The 13,518-nt window shown below is 72.6% G+C and carries 12 protein-coding genes; 3 read left to right on the forward strand and 9 right to left on the reverse strand.

All coding sequences use genetic code 11. The features are described from left to right. Nucleotides 1–13 precede the first annotated feature (13 nt). The 3 genes from ACWD5Q_RS06825 to ACWD5Q_RS06835 all read right to left on the reverse strand — a co-directional run bounded on the left by ACWD5Q_RS06825 (nt 14) and on the right by ACWD5Q_RS06835 (nt 3,696). Complete coding sequence (locus ACWD5Q_RS06825; protein ID WP_451425957.1) at nt 14–850, reverse strand: hypothetical protein; 837 nt, start codon at nt 848–850, stop codon at nt 14–16. Between the two features lie 271 nt (nt 851–1,121). Next, entirely contained in the window at nt 1,122–2,342 is a 1,221-nt protein-coding gene (locus ACWD5Q_RS06830) for an acetyl-CoA C-acetyltransferase (protein WP_451425958.1), read from the reverse strand. Between the two features lie 319 nt (nt 2,343–2,661). Next, a complete protein-coding gene (locus ACWD5Q_RS06835) occupies nt 2,662–3,696 on the reverse strand; it encodes an SGNH/GDSL hydrolase family protein (protein WP_451425959.1) in 1,035 nt (344 codons plus the stop codon). A gap of 176 nt (nt 3,697–3,872) precedes the next feature. On the opposite strand from ACWD5Q_RS06835, the gene ACWD5Q_RS06840 reads away from it, so the two are divergent. After that, nucleotides 3,873–5,261 carry a cystathionine beta-synthase gene (locus ACWD5Q_RS06840; protein WP_451425960.1) on the forward strand — a complete coding sequence of 463 codons (1,389 nt, stop codon included), beginning with the start codon at nt 3,873–3,875 and terminating at the stop codon, nt 5,259–5,261. Between the two features lie 504 nt (nt 5,262–5,765). Here ACWD5Q_RS06840 and ACWD5Q_RS06845 read toward each other — a convergent pair. Beyond that, on the reverse strand, nt 5,766–6,191 hold the full coding sequence (locus ACWD5Q_RS06845) for a hypothetical protein (RefSeq protein ID WP_451426004.1): 426 nt from the start codon (nt 6,189–6,191) through the stop codon (nt 5,766–5,768). A gap of 409 nt (nt 6,192–6,600) precedes the next feature. Here ACWD5Q_RS06845 and ACWD5Q_RS06850 point away from each other — a divergent pair, with 409 nt between their 5' ends. Then, nucleotides 6,601–7,443: a MurR/RpiR family transcriptional regulator gene (locus tag ACWD5Q_RS06850; RefSeq protein ID WP_451425961.1), complete on the forward strand. Its 843-nt coding sequence runs from the start codon at nt 6,601–6,603 to the stop codon at nt 7,441–7,443. 185 nt (nt 7,444–7,628) lie between these two features. Here ACWD5Q_RS06850 and ACWD5Q_RS06855 read toward each other — a convergent pair whose 3' ends face one another. The 5 genes from ACWD5Q_RS06855 to ACWD5Q_RS06875 form a co-directional block, all read right to left on the reverse strand. Then, the gene (locus ACWD5Q_RS06855; protein WP_451425962.1) at nt 7,629–8,003 is read right to left on the reverse strand and encodes a hypothetical protein; all 375 of its coding nucleotides are present in this window, start codon (nt 8,001–8,003) and stop codon (nt 7,629–7,631) included. A gap of 17 nt (nt 8,004–8,020) precedes the next feature. Beyond that, nucleotides 8,021–8,536: a roadblock/LC7 domain-containing protein gene (locus ACWD5Q_RS06860; protein ID WP_451425963.1), complete on the reverse strand. Its 516-nt coding sequence runs from the start codon at nt 8,534–8,536 to the stop codon at nt 8,021–8,023. Between the two features lie 40 nt (nt 8,537–8,576). After that, a complete protein-coding gene (locus ACWD5Q_RS06865; protein WP_451425964.1) occupies nt 8,577–9,509 on the reverse strand; it encodes a transcriptional regulator in 933 nt (310 codons plus the stop codon). Next, nucleotides 9,506–9,904 (reverse strand): hypothetical protein, encoded by a 399-nt coding sequence (locus ACWD5Q_RS06870; protein WP_451425965.1) that lies wholly within the window; start codon nt 9,902–9,904, stop codon nt 9,506–9,508. Before ACWD5Q_RS06870 ends, ACWD5Q_RS06865 begins: the two co-directional genes overlap by 4 nt. A 234-nt stretch (nt 9,905–10,138) precedes the next feature. Further along, entirely contained in the window at nt 10,139–11,530 is a 1,392-nt protein-coding gene (locus ACWD5Q_RS06875) for a diaminopimelate decarboxylase (RefSeq protein WP_451425966.1), read from the reverse strand. 257 nt (nt 11,531–11,787) lie between these two features. Between ACWD5Q_RS06875 and hutU the strand changes: the two genes are divergently transcribed. After that, nucleotides 11,788–13,452, forward strand: coding sequence for a urocanate hydratase (hutU, locus tag ACWD5Q_RS06880; RefSeq protein WP_451425967.1), 1,665 nt, complete (start codon nt 11,788–11,790; stop codon nt 13,450–13,452). Nucleotides 13,453–13,518 lie beyond the last annotated feature (66 nt).

The raw sequence follows: 13,518 nt of genomic DNA on the forward strand, positions 1-13,518 counted from the left end.
ACGCGGTTCCCGGTCACAGGGTCGCGATGACGCGGTCCGCCAGGATGTAGATGCTCTCGTCGCCGCACTGGAACGTCAGCGCGTACGCCCCCGAGACACCCGAACCGCCGAGCAGGACCGGGGTGCGGCCGGCGTCCAGGGCGGCGTTCAGACGCTCCGCGGTCTCGCGGTGGCCGGGAGTCATGCACAGCGTCGTGCCGTCCGCGAAGACGTAGACGTCGAGGGTTCCCAGCGGGCCCGGGCGCACATCGGCGAGTTCGGTGCGGGCGGCGGCCAGTTCCTCCAGGCGGGCGACCGTGCGCTCGTGGTCGTTGACCACGGGGGAGGGGGACGGGGACGGGACGAAGTCGGGGTGCGAGGGGTGCCGGCGGCGGGCGGCGGCCAGTTCGGGGGAGTCCCCCGCGAGGCCGTCGTCCGGGGAGGCGTACTGAGCGAACTCGTTCTTTTCGAGGGAGGGTTCCGTCACCGGCTCCAGGCTGCCCTGCTCCAGGCCCGCGAAGTCCGACTGGCGGGGCATGAACAGCTCACTGTCGGGCAGCCCGTCGGGCAGTCCGAACAGGGTGGGGGCGTCGGCGATGTCCTGGGCCTCCTGAGCGGCCCAGAAGGCACGCGCCTCGGCCAGCTCGCGCTCCCGCTCCTCGGCGAGCGCCTCGGCCACGGCCGTGCGTATCTCCTCCGCGTCCGCGCTGGCGCGGGCGGCGGGCACCAGGCCGTGTGCCTGCGCGGCGCGGTCTTTGATGAGTTCACCGTGCAGGGCCGCGACCTGTCGGCGCAGCGCTCGCACGCCGCACAGGACGGCGACGCCCACACCCGCGGTGGCGGAGGTGGTGAGCAGCAGAGCAATCGGCATGGCGCTCACTGACGTACTCCCGGTTCGAGGTCGGCCCCGGACTTCCTACATCAGCTTGAAGGGTGGACTAAACATCTGTCAGTGCGTAACGTCACGAAACGGACAGCTCCGAAGTGTGCTGACCTCTCCCGGAAAACACTCCGACCTGCGCAAACCTTAGCCGGAGCGAGATAGGTCACATCCTGGGGGAGATTGAATCACGAAACGGCCCGAAGCCCTGAGGGACAGGGGCTCCGGACCGCTGCACGAGGAGCGCACGGGCGCGAGCAGGTCAGCTCAGACGCTCGATGACCATCGCCATGCCCTGGCCGCCGCCGACGCACATCGTCTCCAGGCCGAACTGCTTGTCGTGCCACTGGAGGGAGTTGATCAGCGTGGTGGTGATGCGGGCGCCGGTCATGCCGAAGGGGTGGCCCACGGCGATGGCACCGCCGTTGACGTTCAGCTTGTCCAGCGGGATGTCCAGGTCGCGGTAGGAGGGGATCACCTGGGCGGCGAACGCCTCGTTGATCTCGACGAGGTCGATGTCGCCGATGGTGAGCCCGGCGCGCTTCAGGGCCTGCTTGCTGGCCTCGACGGGGCCGTAGCCCATGATCTCGGGGGAGAGCCCGGAGACGCCGGTGGAGACGATCCGGGCGAGCGGCGTGAGCCCCAGCTCGCGGGCCTTGGTGTTGCTCATGACGACCAGGGCGGCGGCGCCGTCGTTGAGGGGGCAGCAGTTGCCGGCGGTGACGCGGCCGTCGCGACGGAAGACGGGCTTGAGCCCGGCCACGCCCTCCAGGGTCACGCCGGGGCGCGGGCCGTCGTCCTTGCTGACGACCGTCCCGTCGGGAAGCGTCACCGGGGTGATCTCGCGCTCCCAGAAGCCCTTGGCGATGGCCTGCTCGGCGAGGTTCTGCGAGCGGACGGCGAACTCGTCCATCTCCTCGCGGGTGATGCCCTTCAGGCGGGCGAGGTTCTCGGCGGTCTGGCCCATCGCGATGTACGGGTCGGGGAGCAGGCCGTCCTCGCGCGGGTCGTGCCAGTCGGCGCCCACGGACTCGGCGACGGCGGTGGTGCGGGCCTCGGCCTCGGCGAAGAGCGGGTTGTGGGTGTCCGGGAGGCCGTCGGAGGTGCCCTTGACACTGCGGCTGACCATCTCGACGCCCGCGGAGATGAAGACGTCGCCCTCGCCGGCCTTGATGGCGTGCAGGGCCATGCGGGAGGTCTGCAGGGAGGAGGAGCAGTACCGGGTGACGGTGCAGCCCGGCAGGTGGTCCATGCCCATCTGTACGGCGACGATGCGGCCGAGGTTGTAACCCTGCTCGCCGCCCGGGAGGCCGCAGCCGAGCATCAGGTCGTCGATGTCCTTCGGGTCCAGCGCGGGGATCTTGTCCAGAGCCGCCTGGATGATCGTGGCGGTCAGGTCGTCCGGACGGAGGTCCTTCAGGGAGCCCTTGAAGGCGCGGCCGATGGGGGAGCGGGCGGTCGAGACGATGACGGCTTCGGGCATCACGGCTCCAATGCGCGAGGAGAGGCAGGGCTGTGGGGGAAGTTACCCGTACGTACGGTGGAGGTCACGGGCTGTGGGGTGTGACTCGGGCCGCACTTTTCTAAGCGCTTGCTTTTTCGGGTCGCGGGAGGGGAGGGGAAGGGCACGGCGGGCGGGAGCCGGAGCGGCCGCGCGTGAGTCGCCGCAGTGGGAGGGGCGGCGCGGCTTCGGAGCGGGAGGGGCGGCGCGGTGGCTCCGGAGCGGCAGCGGTGGCGCGTGGGTCGCCCATCCTCCGCCCCGGCCGACCCGCCTCGCCTCGGACGGGAGCGGAGCGGGGCGGTCAGGACAGCGGTTCCCGTTCGGCGGCCGGGCTCGTTTCCGGGGTCGGGAGGCGCCGGCGGCGGCGCCGCTTGAGGAGGGCCCAGGGGCCCCGGGGGCCCGTCGGCAGGGCGGCCGTGACCTCGGTGCCTGCCTCCGAGGCCGCCTCCGCCGCCGCATGGGCCACCGGCAGGAAGCCCTCCCGGCGGGACGCGTCCGGGCGCTCCTCCTCCGCCGGCCACAGGCCCAGGGCCGCGCAGACCGTCGGCAGAACCGCCATCGCCGCCGTGGCATACCCCTCGGCCGAGGGGTGGTAGCTGTCGGGGCCGAAGAGTTCGCGGGGGTTCGCCGCGAACTCCGGGCCCAGCAGGTCGCCCAGCGACACCGTGCGGCCGCCCTGCTCGACGACGCCGATCGTCTGCGCCGCGGCCAGTTGGCGGGAGGAGCGGCGGGCCAGCCAGCGCAGCGGCTGCTGGACGGGCTCGATGGTCCCGAGGTCGGGGCAGGTGCCCACCACGACCTCCGCGCCCGCCGTGCGCAGCCGGCGCACGGCGGCCGACAGATGGCGCACCGAGCGCGTCGGCGGCATGCGGTGCGTCACATCGTTCGCGCCGACCATGATCACGCAGATGTCGGGGACCGGGTCCGGGCCCTCCAGCGCCAGCGTCACCTGGCGGTCGAGGTCGTCCGACTGCGCTCCGGGGAGAGCCACCACCCGCAGCTCCACCGGGCGCTCCGCCACCGCCGCGAGCCCCGAGGCCAGCAGCGCGCCCGGGGTCTGGCGGAAGCGGCGCACACCCTGTCCCGCGGCCGTGGAGTCGCCGAGCATCATCAGCCTCAGCGGCGGTTCGTCCAGGCCGGCGTACCCCCGCCCGTAGAGGCCGTCCGCGCTCGGCGGGTGGGGGCTGTGCCCATTGCCCACATGACGCTTGGCCATCTGCACCTCGGCGATCAGCAGCCCGGCGGCGGCCGCTCCGACCAAGCCGATTCCGCCGCCGCCGTACGCCGCGCCCGCAGCGATGCGCCGGGCCACCCTCGCCCTCGACATGCTGGACATGCGTCGCCGCCACCTCCTCATAGCCTTACATCCACTGCTTGCCCCGTACGCACCGTCGTCCAATCTCAACGGCACGTGAACGCCGGGACCTCAGCTGTTGCGGACCGCCCTGGCGCGCGAGCGCTTACTCTGGCGGCACATCACGACCACCTTTTTGCAAGCAACCGGAGACAACGGTGCAATTCCACGACTCGATGATCAGCTTGGTCGGCAACACACCGCTGGTCAGGCTCAACCGCGTGACCGCCGGTATCCAGGCGACCGTCCTCGCGAAGGTCGAGTACTTCAACCCCGGCGGTTCGGTCAAGGACCGCATCGCCCTGCGCATGATCGAGGCGGCCGAGCAGAGCGGCGAGCTCAAGCCGGGAGGCACGATCGTGGAGCCGACCAGCGGCAACACGGGCGTGGGCCTGGCGATCGTGGCCCAGCAGAAGGGCTACAAGTGCATCTTCGTGTGCCCCGACAAGGTCTCCACCGACAAGATCAACGTGCTGCGCGCGTACGGCGCCGAAGTGGTCGTGTGCCCGACGGCGGTCGCCCCGGAGCACCCGGACTCGTATTACAACGTCTCCGACCGCCTCGTCCGGGAGACCCCCGGCGCCTGGAAGCCGGACCAGTACTCCAACCCCAACAACCCCCTTTCGCACTATCACTCGACCGGTCCCGAGCTGTGGGAGCAGACGGAGGGGAAGATCACCCATTTCGTCGCGGGCGTCGGCACGGGCGGGACGATCTCCGGCACCGGGCGCTACCTGAAGGAAGCCAGCGACGGCCGGGTCAAGGTCGTCGGCGCCGACCCCGAGGGCTCGGTGTACTCGGGCGGCTCCGGGCGGCCGTACCTCGTCGAGGGCGTCGGTGAGGACTTCTGGCCGTCCGCGTACGACCGGACCGTCGCCGACGAGATCGTCGCCGTGTCCGACAAGGACTCCTTCCAGATGACGCGGCGGCTGGCGAAGGAGGAGGGCCTGCTGGTCGGCGGCTCCTGCGGCATGGCGGTCGTGGCCGCGCTGAAGGTCGCCGAGCGGCTGGGGCCGGACGACGTCGTGGTCGTGCTGCTGCCGGACAGCGGGCGCGGCTACCTCAGCAAGATCTTCAACGACGACTGGATGGCCGACTACGGCTTCCTGGAGGACGCCGGACCGAGCGCCCGTGTCGCGGACGTGCTGAGCGACAAGGAGGGCGGCATCCCCTCCCTCGTCCACATGCACCCCGACGAGACGGTCGGCCAGGCCATCGAGGTGCTGCGCGAGTACGGCGTCTCGCAGATGCCGATCGTGAAGCCGGGCGCCGGCCACCCCGATGTCATGGCGGCGGAGGTCGTCGGGTCCGTCGTCGAGCGCGAACTGCTGGACGCGCTGTTCACCAAGCGCGCCTCGCTGGACGACCCGCTGGAGAAGCACATGTCCGCTCCGCTGCCGCAGGTCGGCTCCGGCGAGCCCGTCGCGGACCTGATGTCCGTGCTGGGCAGGGCCGACGCGGCGATCGTCCTCGTCGAGGGCAAGCCGACCGGCGTGGTCAGCCGGCAGGACCTGCTGGCGTTCCTGGCCAAGGGCGGAAATCAGTGACGAACGTCCGGTGAACCGGGCGCGTCGACGGGAAACGTGGGATGACGTGCGGGGGCGCGGCTTCTCGGAAGTGGTACGAGCACGTCATGTCCGCGCAGCACCCGCTTAACACGCGTCCGGCACATTGGTGGGTGTCGGCAGGGCGGGAGCGGCTCCCCGCCCCGGCCGGCAACCGAAACGGCGCCAAGGACCTCCGGAGCGGCTCCCGGACCTCCATGGACGCCACGGACGCGCAAGCCCGGCCCTGACCCGGCCCGCGTCCCTCGCGGGGACCGCCGTCGTCCCGCCCCCCGGCAACGGGGGTGCGGCGGTCCCCGCGCATATCTTTTCCGGGGTTTCCCCGGGGAGCCTTCCCCCGGGGGACGGCCTGCGGACGCCTGATCCGGTCCCTGGTCCTGGTCCCCGATCCCAGCCTCTGATCTCGGTCCCGATCTCGGTCCCGATCTCGGTCCCACTCCCCGTTCCCGTTCCCCGATCCGGATCACCTGCGGTCGGCCCGGCGCGTCAGTCCTCCCAGTCGCCGTCTTCCGAGGACCGGTGGCGGCGGCCGAAGAGACCGGGAGTGGTGCGGGCTGCCTGGACCGCGTTGACCGCGACGATGCCCACCCAGGTGATGAGCAGGCCGGGCAGGTGGCCGACGCCGGCGCCGATCGCCGAGAGCGGAATCGCCAGCACCAGGGAGACGATGCCGAAGCCGAAGCGCTCGCCCCAGGAGTCGGTCGCCCCCGGGGACCGCGCGGCGCGCGCCGTCACCATCTGCTGCTCGGCCAGGTGTCTGCGCAGCCGGCGGTCGACCGCGCCGTCGATGTGCTGGTCGACCTTCTCGAGGAAGGACTCGACCAGCGCCGAGTCGTACTCCTCGCCCAGTTCCCTGCGGGCCCTCAGGGTGGCGTCCAGTTCCTTCTCGAGGTCGGCGCCCCGCGCGTCCATTCCCGTCATGCACACCACGTTAGGGAGCCGGGGCGCCGGAGTCAGTGGGGGAAGCCCCCGTCTTCGGGGTGGGGCCCGCCGGGCGTACCCGGTGGGACTTTCGGTAGGGCCGCGGATCGCAGCCGCCGAGAAACCGCGGCTTGATCGTCAGCCGGCGCTTCCGTCCGCGTGCTCCGGGGCGCGCGCCGCGCAACGCCGGACGCCCCCTTGCATATCGCCATGCAGGTTTCTTGGTGTTTGAATAGGTGGGCATGAGCCGGAACAGGGGCCCGGACGTGAGACACCGCGTGCCCGCGGTGCGTACCGTCTGGGGGCCGACCGCGCACGGTCGCCTCCGGTGCTCCGGGCGCCGGAGCCGGTCGCGCCGGTGCCGACCCGGTGCACGGAAGATCTGGAGGGGGAGGACGTGATGAGCGTGACCGACAGTCCTGCGGCACGGCTGCAGACGCTCTTCGAGGGGCACCGGCTCACGCCGACCCAGCGGCGCATCGCGCACAGCATGGTGCGGCGCGCCACCGACGTGCCGTTCCTGTCGAGCGTGGAGCTGGCCGAACTGGCCGGGGTGAGCCAGCCGTCGGTCACCCGGTTCGCGGTCGCCCTCGGTTTCGACGGCTACCCGGCGCTGCGCAAGCACCTGCGGGAGGTCGCGCCCGCGGAACAGGCGGCGGACACCGGCGCGTACAACGAGTACCAGCAGGCGGTCGAGGCCGAGATCGAGAACCTGAGGCACCTGGCCGAGGTGCTGGCCGATCCGCGGCCCGTGCAGCAGGCCGGACGGCTCCTCGCCGCCTCGCGCCCGCTGCCCGTGCTCGGCCTGCGGGCCGCGGCCTCGCAGGCGTACGGCTTCGCGTACTTCGCCGCCAAGGTCCATCCGGACGTACGGCTGCTGCACGAGGGCGGCACGGTGCTGAACGACCGCATCGACGCCGCCGTACGGGCCGGTGCGAGCGCCCTGCTGTGCTTCGCGCTGCCCCGGCATCCGCGCGAGGTTCTGGACGCCCTCGGCTACGCCCAGGAGGCGGATCTGACGGTGGTCACGGTCGCCGACTCGGTGTTCGCTCCGGTGGCCAAGGTCTCGGACCTGCTGCTGCCGGCCGCCGTCGGCACGGGGCTCGCCTTCGACACGGCCTGTGCGCCGATGCTGCTCGGCCGGGTCCTGCTGGAGGCGATGTGCGACGACCTGCCGGACGCCCAGGCGCGCCTGGAGGAGTTCGACACGCGGGCGGCGGCCCGGGGGCTGTTCGTGGAGTAGCCCGCGGAGCTGCCCGGACGTTCCCGGTTCCGGTCCTCCAGGCCGCCGTGGCGGCGCGCCCGCGGGCAAGCCGGTCAAGGGCTGCCGCAGCACCGGTGTCACGGCCGGCGACGCGGCCCCGGGCAGGGCGCGCCGCCGTACCGCGGAGCTGGTGTAGCGCGGGCCGGGGGCAGGTGGGCCGGCGGTCAGACCTCCAGGCCCTCCTCGATCTTCTTCAGCTGGTGGCGGGCCATCGCCAGGTTGGCGCGCTTGGCGTCGAGGACCAGGTAGAGGAACAGGCCGTTGCCGCCGCGGCCGGTGAGCAGCCGGATCAGGTGGTACTGGTCGGACAGCGTGATCAGGATGTCCTCGATCTGTCCCTTGAGGCCGAGGTGCTCCATGGTGCGCAGCTTGGCCCGTACGACATCGGTGTTGCCGGCGGCCGCGACGGTGAGGTCGAAGCTCTTGCTGCCGCCGATCGTGCCCAGCGCCATGCCGCTGGTGTAGTCGACGAGGGCGGCTCCGGTCGCGCCCTCGATGGAGGCGAGCGCCTCTTTCAGCGCGGTTTCGGTGTTGGCCATGTTCGGAGTGTGTCCTTTCAACTTTCCGTGGTGGTGCGCGCGTTCGCGGCCGAACGCGGGCTCGCGGCGGTGCGCGCGGTGCGGGTCCGCGCGGGGGCGGACCGGTCGGTGGCAGGGGTGGGGGCCCTGGCGGTGCGGGGCTGCGGCGGCTCGGCCCGGAGGACGGCCTCGTCGATCAGCTCGCCGATCCGGCCGCCGGCGCGCCGGCCCTCCAGATGCAGCCGGCCGACGTTCACACGGTCCTGGGCGAGCAGCGTGAGGACGGCGCTGCGGCCCGCCGCGTACGTGGCGACATAGCCGTGGACGCCGCGGACGAGCAGTTCGCGAAAGTCGCCCTGCCCCGTCGCCTCGGCCAGCCGTACGGTGACGCCCAGCGCGGCGGCGGTGAGCGCGGCGACCCCCTCCGGTTCGATGCCGGCGGTGTCCTGGGCGAGGACGAGTCCGTCGACGCTGGCGGCGAGGGCACCGGTGAGCTGGGGGATACGGGTTCTCAGGCGGCGGAGTTCGTCGAGGACCTCGGGCTCCGTGTCCATCAGGGATCTCCTCTCGGCGGGGCGTAGGCGTTCGAGCCGGTCAAAGGGCCTCCAGCGCATCCCTCAGCCTCTTCAGCAACGTGACGTGGGGGTCGGCGAACGGCGGCAGCACATCCGGGGGCGCGGGCCTTGGCGCCTCCTGCGCGGGCAACGGCGCCTGCGCGCGAGGCACCGGGCTCGGGACCGGAGCCAAAAGCGGGCCAGGGGCCGGAAGCGGGCTGGAGGCCGGCCCTGGGGCCGGCGCCGGGCCGGTGACCGGGCGCGGGCCGGCCGTGACGGCGCCCGCTGCCGTCAGCCGCCGTACGTCGACCAGCGTGTGGAACGCCGGGCGGCCCAGCGCCCGGGAGATGTCCGCCGCCGTGCGCACTCCGTCGATCCGGTCGAGCACCTCCCCCTGGCGGGGGGTGGCCGCCGGGCCGGCCGGGTGGTCGGTGCGCACGAGGGGGGCCTCGTCGACGGCCGGGTCGGGCCAGATGCGGTGCAGCAGCGCGCGGCGGCGCAGCGTCTCGCGTTCCACCCCGGCCACGGGCACCGGGTGCACGGGGCCCAGCCAGTGCGCCTCGCCGTACCGGAAGCGGGCGGGGGCGCTGCTCGGACCCAGGACGAAGTACGCCGCGTCGTAGAGCGCTCCCAGATGGCACAGCTCCAGGGCGCCCTCGCTGATCCGGCCGCTGTCGACCAGAAACCGTCCCACCCGCTGTCGTGCCCCCGCCTCGGAGACCGCCTCCCGCCAGCCGTCCTCGTCGAGCGCGCCGTGCGCGATGAGCAGGACGTCGAGGCCGGGGGTCGCGGGGCTCTCGGCGTACACCACCTGGCCGTCGACCAGATGGAGCAGGCCGCCCTCGCGCATCAGCACTCCGGTGGCCCGCTCGACGGCGAGCCTGTCGAGCATGGGGGACAGGCCGCCGCCCGGGATCTGCGTGCGCTGCCGCACGGGCAGCGGGGGCGGCACAGGAGTCGCGACCATCGTCATCCCAGCACCAGCCGCCCGGCCATCTCGCCGAGCCGGATGCGGGCGAGGGCGAGGTTTCCTTCCGAGCGGGCCAGCCACACATGCAGGAAGACGCTGCTGTCGAACGTCGTCGGGACGAACCGCAGCAGGTGGTAGCTGTCCCGGTTGGCGATGATCAGATCCTCGACCGGGCACGCGGCGTCGGACCAGTCGGCGTCCTCCTCCGGGGCGAACGCGCGGTGTTCGGCCGCCAGCCGGGCCAGCTCCGCGGCTTCCGCCGCGGCCGTCTCGTGGTCACCGCCGGGCGCGTCCCCGACCGTGCCCAGCGCGAGCCCGCTGGTCCAGTCGACCACCGCGGCGCCCCGGGCACCGGGCAGTCGCATGGCTTCCAACAGGCACTCGTCGATTCCGGGCACCGTGGCTCCCCTCCCGCCTCGGGTACGGCTGAGTGACCCTGACGCTACGCAACGTGTGCGCGAGGAGTGAGGCTTCCGGCATTTTCCAGTGGAACATGCGTGGAATCGCTAAGGTAGGTCAACTTGCCTTGTTAGTAGGGCCGTTGGGGCGATTGCGGCGCCCCCTCGCCGACCTGCGTGGATGCGGGCGGGGTGTATCCGAGGGGGGCGGCGCCCCGGGGGTGCGCGCGCTCGTCACAGCTCCATCAGGGCGCCTGCGCGCCCCCCGCCCGACTCGGCGACGATCTCCTCGACGGTCTGCGGATCCCGTACGACCGCGAAGCGCATCCCGCCGCCCTCGCCCGGTGCGTAGCCGTACACCCCGGGCCGGGGCAGGGAGTTGTACGCGTAGTGGTGCGCGAAGTAGTACGCCCCGGTGTCCAGGGCCGCCGCGTGGTCGCCCGGCTCCAGCAGCGGCAGCGGGTGCGCTTCGGCCAGCAGGTCGCCCGCGAAGCATGCTGGCCCCGCCACGTCCTGCACCACGGCGGGCCCCTCCTTGGGGTGCCCCTTGGCGTCGTACGCCGCGATCCGCAGCGGCCAGGACTCCGGCGCGTACACCGTGCGGGTCGCGACCTGCACGCCCGCGTGCGTGATCGCCACGGCCCGGCCGCCCGCGCGCTTGGCGTACTCCACCCGCGCCACCACGGTCCCGTGCTTGGCCAGCAGCGACCGCCCGAACTCCGTGACCAGTCCGTACCGCCCGTCGAACAGCATCGGCACCGCCTCCGCGAGCAGCCGTGCGTACTTCGCGTACGTCGGTGTCGTCGTGTCCGACGCGAAATTGACCGGCAGCCCGCCGCCGATGTCGATCGTGTCGATCTGGTGGCGGCCGATGCGCCGGTTGATCTCCTCGGCGAGCGCGTGGCTCTCCGCGATGCCCCGCGCCATCAGCGAGAGCGGGACCCCCTGTGAGCCGGAGTGCGCGTGCAGCCGGGTCAGCCAGGGCCGGTCGGCATAGGCGCGGACCAGCCACTCGCGCGCCCCCTCGTCCCGCAGCGCCACGCCGAACTTGGAGGTCGCGGTCGCCGTGGACAGCGCGTCGATCGCCCCCGCGCCGACCTGCGGATTCACCCGCATCCCGAGCGGGGAGGACGTTGCCGACTCCCGGACGAGGGCGTCGATCCGCTCCAGCTCCTGCGGGTTGTCCGCGTTCACCGCGACACCCAGTGCCAGCGCCTCGCGCAGCTCCGCCGTCGTCTTGGCGGGCGAGTCCAGCACCGTCCACTCCGGCTCCACTCCGGCCGCGCGGGCCAGCGCCAGCTCCCCGGGGCTCGCCACCTCCGCGCCGATGCCCGCCTCCCGCAGCAGCCGCAGCACCGGGACGAGCGGGGCCGCCTTCACCGCGAAGGCGTGCAGCACCGCCGTGCCGGGCGCGACCACCGCGTCGAAGGCCGCCCGCAGCGCGGCCGCCGAGTCCCGGATGCCGACGACGTCCAGCAGGCCGACCAGGGGCGCATCCGGCCCCAGGAGTCCCTGCTCGACGGCGCCGCGCACGGCCCCGTCCCGGCGCGCCACCCGCCCGGCGTCGTCGGGGTGCCCGTCCCCGTTCCGGTGGTGGTCGTCGTGTTCCGTCCCGTTGCGCCTCATACCCACCGCGTCCCCCGTCCCGCCGTGCCTCATGCTCACCGCGTCCGCCGTTCCGCCGTGTCCCACTCGCGGTCAGGGCTCCGGTCCCGGCATCCCGGTCGCTGGCGGCTCCGTCCCCGGCCGAACATCCCGGCCGTCCCGACGCTGACACGCGCACGTATTGACTGGCTCTATTCATGAAGCGAGTATGTGAATAATCGCTGCAAAAGTCCCCGCGCGCCCCCGGCCGCGTGCGGCCGTCCTCCAGGAGGCAGACCATGTCAGGACCCCGCCCCGTCCGGGCACCCCGCGGCACGGAAATGAGCGCCCTGGGATGGCAGCAGGAAGCCGCCCTGCGGATGCTGCAGAACAACCTCGACCCCGAGGTCGCCGAGCACCCCGACAAGCTGGTCGTCTACGGCGGCACCGGCAAGGCCGCGCGTGACTGGCGCTCCTTCGACGCGATGGTCCGCACGCTGAGGACCCTCAAGCAGGACGAGACGATGCTCGTCCAGTCCGGCCGCCCCGTCGGCGTCATGCAGACCCACGAGTGGGCGCCCCGCGTCCTCCTCGCCAACTCCAACCTCGTCGGCGACTGGGCCAACTGGGAGGAGTTCCGCCGGCTGGAGGCCCTCGGCCTGACCATGTACGGGCAGATGACCGCCGGTTCGTGGATCTACATCGGCACCCAGGGCATCCTCCAGGGCACCTACGAGACCTTCGCCGCCGTCGCCGCCAAGAAGTTCGGCGGCTCGCTGGCCGGAACCATCACCCTCACGGCCGGTCTCGGCGGCATGGGCGGAGCCCAGCCGCTCGCCGTCACGATGAACGACGGCGTCGCGATCTGCGTCGACTGCGACCCGCGCGCCATCGAGCGCCGCATCGAGCACCGCTACCTGGACGTGAAGGCCGACTCCCTGGAGCAGGCCCTCCAGCTGGCCGTCGAGGCACGCGACCAGCGCAAGCCGCTGTCCATCGGCCTCCTCGGCAACGCCGCCGAACTCGTCCCGCAGCTGCTCGCCATGAGCGCCCCCATCGACATCGTCACCGACCAGACCTCGGCCCACGACCCGCTCTCCTACCTGCCGGTCGGTGTCGCCTTCGAGGACATGGCCTCCTACGCCGACAAGGACCCGGCCGGCTTCACCACCCGCGCCCGTGAGTCGATGGCCAGGCACGTCGAGGCGATGGTCGGCTTCATGGACGCCGGTGCGGAGGTCTTCGACTACGGCAACTCGATCCGCGGCGAGGCGCAACTGGCCGGTTACGACCGCGCCTTCGCCTTCCCCGGCTTCGTCCCCGCCTATATCCGCCCGCTGTTCTGCGAGGGCAAGGGCCCCTTCCGGTGGGCGGCGCTGTCCGGCGACCCGGCCGACATCGCGAAGACCGACCGGGCGATCCTCGACCTGTTCCCCGAGAACGAGTCCCTCGCCCGCTGGATGAAGATGGCCGGCGAGCGGGTCCACTTCCAGGGCCTGCCCGCCCGTATCTGCTGGCTCGGCTACGGCGAGCGGGACAAGGCCGGCGAGCGGTTCAACGACATGGTGGCGAGCGGGGAGCTGGCCGCGCCGATCGTCATCGGCCGCGACCACCTCGACTGCGGGTCCGTCGCCTCTCCCTACCGCGAGACGGAGGCGATGCTCGACGGCTCCGACGCGATCGCGGACTGGCCCCTGCTCAACGCCATGGTCAACGTGGCCTCCGGCGCGTCCTGGGTGTCCATCCACCACGGCGGCGGCGTCGGCATGGGCCGGTCCATCCACGCCGGTCAGGTGACGGTGGCCGACGGCACGCGGCTCGCGGGCGAGAAGATCCGCCGCGTCCTCACGAACGACCCCGGCATGGGGGTCATCCGGCACGTCGACGCGGGGTACGACCTCGCGCAGTCGGTGGCCGGGGAGCGGGGCGTGCGGGTTCCGATGCGTGAAGGTGACGACGCGTGACGCACGACGCAGCGGGACGGGACGGGGCCGGGGCGCCCCGGCCCGTGCCCGGCGGCTCCTTCCACG

It is taken from the genome of Streptomyces sp. NPDC002513, assembly GCF_053595355.1.

Bases quoted from the DNA above. Each gene is read 5' to 3' on its own strand.
- ACWD5Q_RS06825 (WP_451425957.1), bottom strand. From the start codon at position 850: ATGCCGATTGCTCTGCTGCTCACCACCTCCGCCACCGCGGGTGTGGGC.
- ACWD5Q_RS06830 (WP_451425958.1), bottom strand. From the start codon at position 2,342: ATGCCCGAAGCCGTCATCGTCTCGACCGCCCGCTCCCCCATCGGCCGC.
- ACWD5Q_RS06835 (WP_451425959.1), bottom strand. From the start codon at position 3,696: ATGTCCAGCATGTCGAGGGCGAGGGTGGCCCGGCGCATCGCTGCGGGC.
- ACWD5Q_RS06845 (WP_451426004.1), bottom strand. From the start codon at position 6,191: ATGGACGCGCGGGGCGCCGACCTCGAGAAGGAACTGGACGCCACCCTG.
- ACWD5Q_RS06850 (WP_451425961.1), top strand. From the start codon at position 6,601: ATGAGCGTGACCGACAGTCCTGCGGCACGGCTGCAGACGCTCTTCGAG.
- ACWD5Q_RS06855 (WP_451425962.1), bottom strand. From the start codon at position 8,003: ATGGCCAACACCGAAACCGCGCTGAAAGAGGCGCTCGCCTCCATCGAG.
- ACWD5Q_RS06860 (WP_451425963.1), bottom strand. From the start codon at position 8,536: ATGGACACGGAGCCCGAGGTCCTCGACGAACTCCGCCGCCTGAGAACC.
- ACWD5Q_RS06865 (WP_451425964.1), bottom strand. From the start codon at position 9,509: ATGACGATGGTCGCGACTCCTGTGCCGCCCCCGCTGCCCGTGCGGCAG.
- ACWD5Q_RS06875 (WP_451425966.1), bottom strand. From the start codon at position 11,530: ATGAGGCGCAACGGGACGGAACACGACGACCACCACCGGAACGGGGAC.
- hutU (WP_451425967.1), top strand. From the start codon at position 11,788: ATGTCAGGACCCCGCCCCGTCCGGGCACCCCGCGGCACGGAAATGAGC.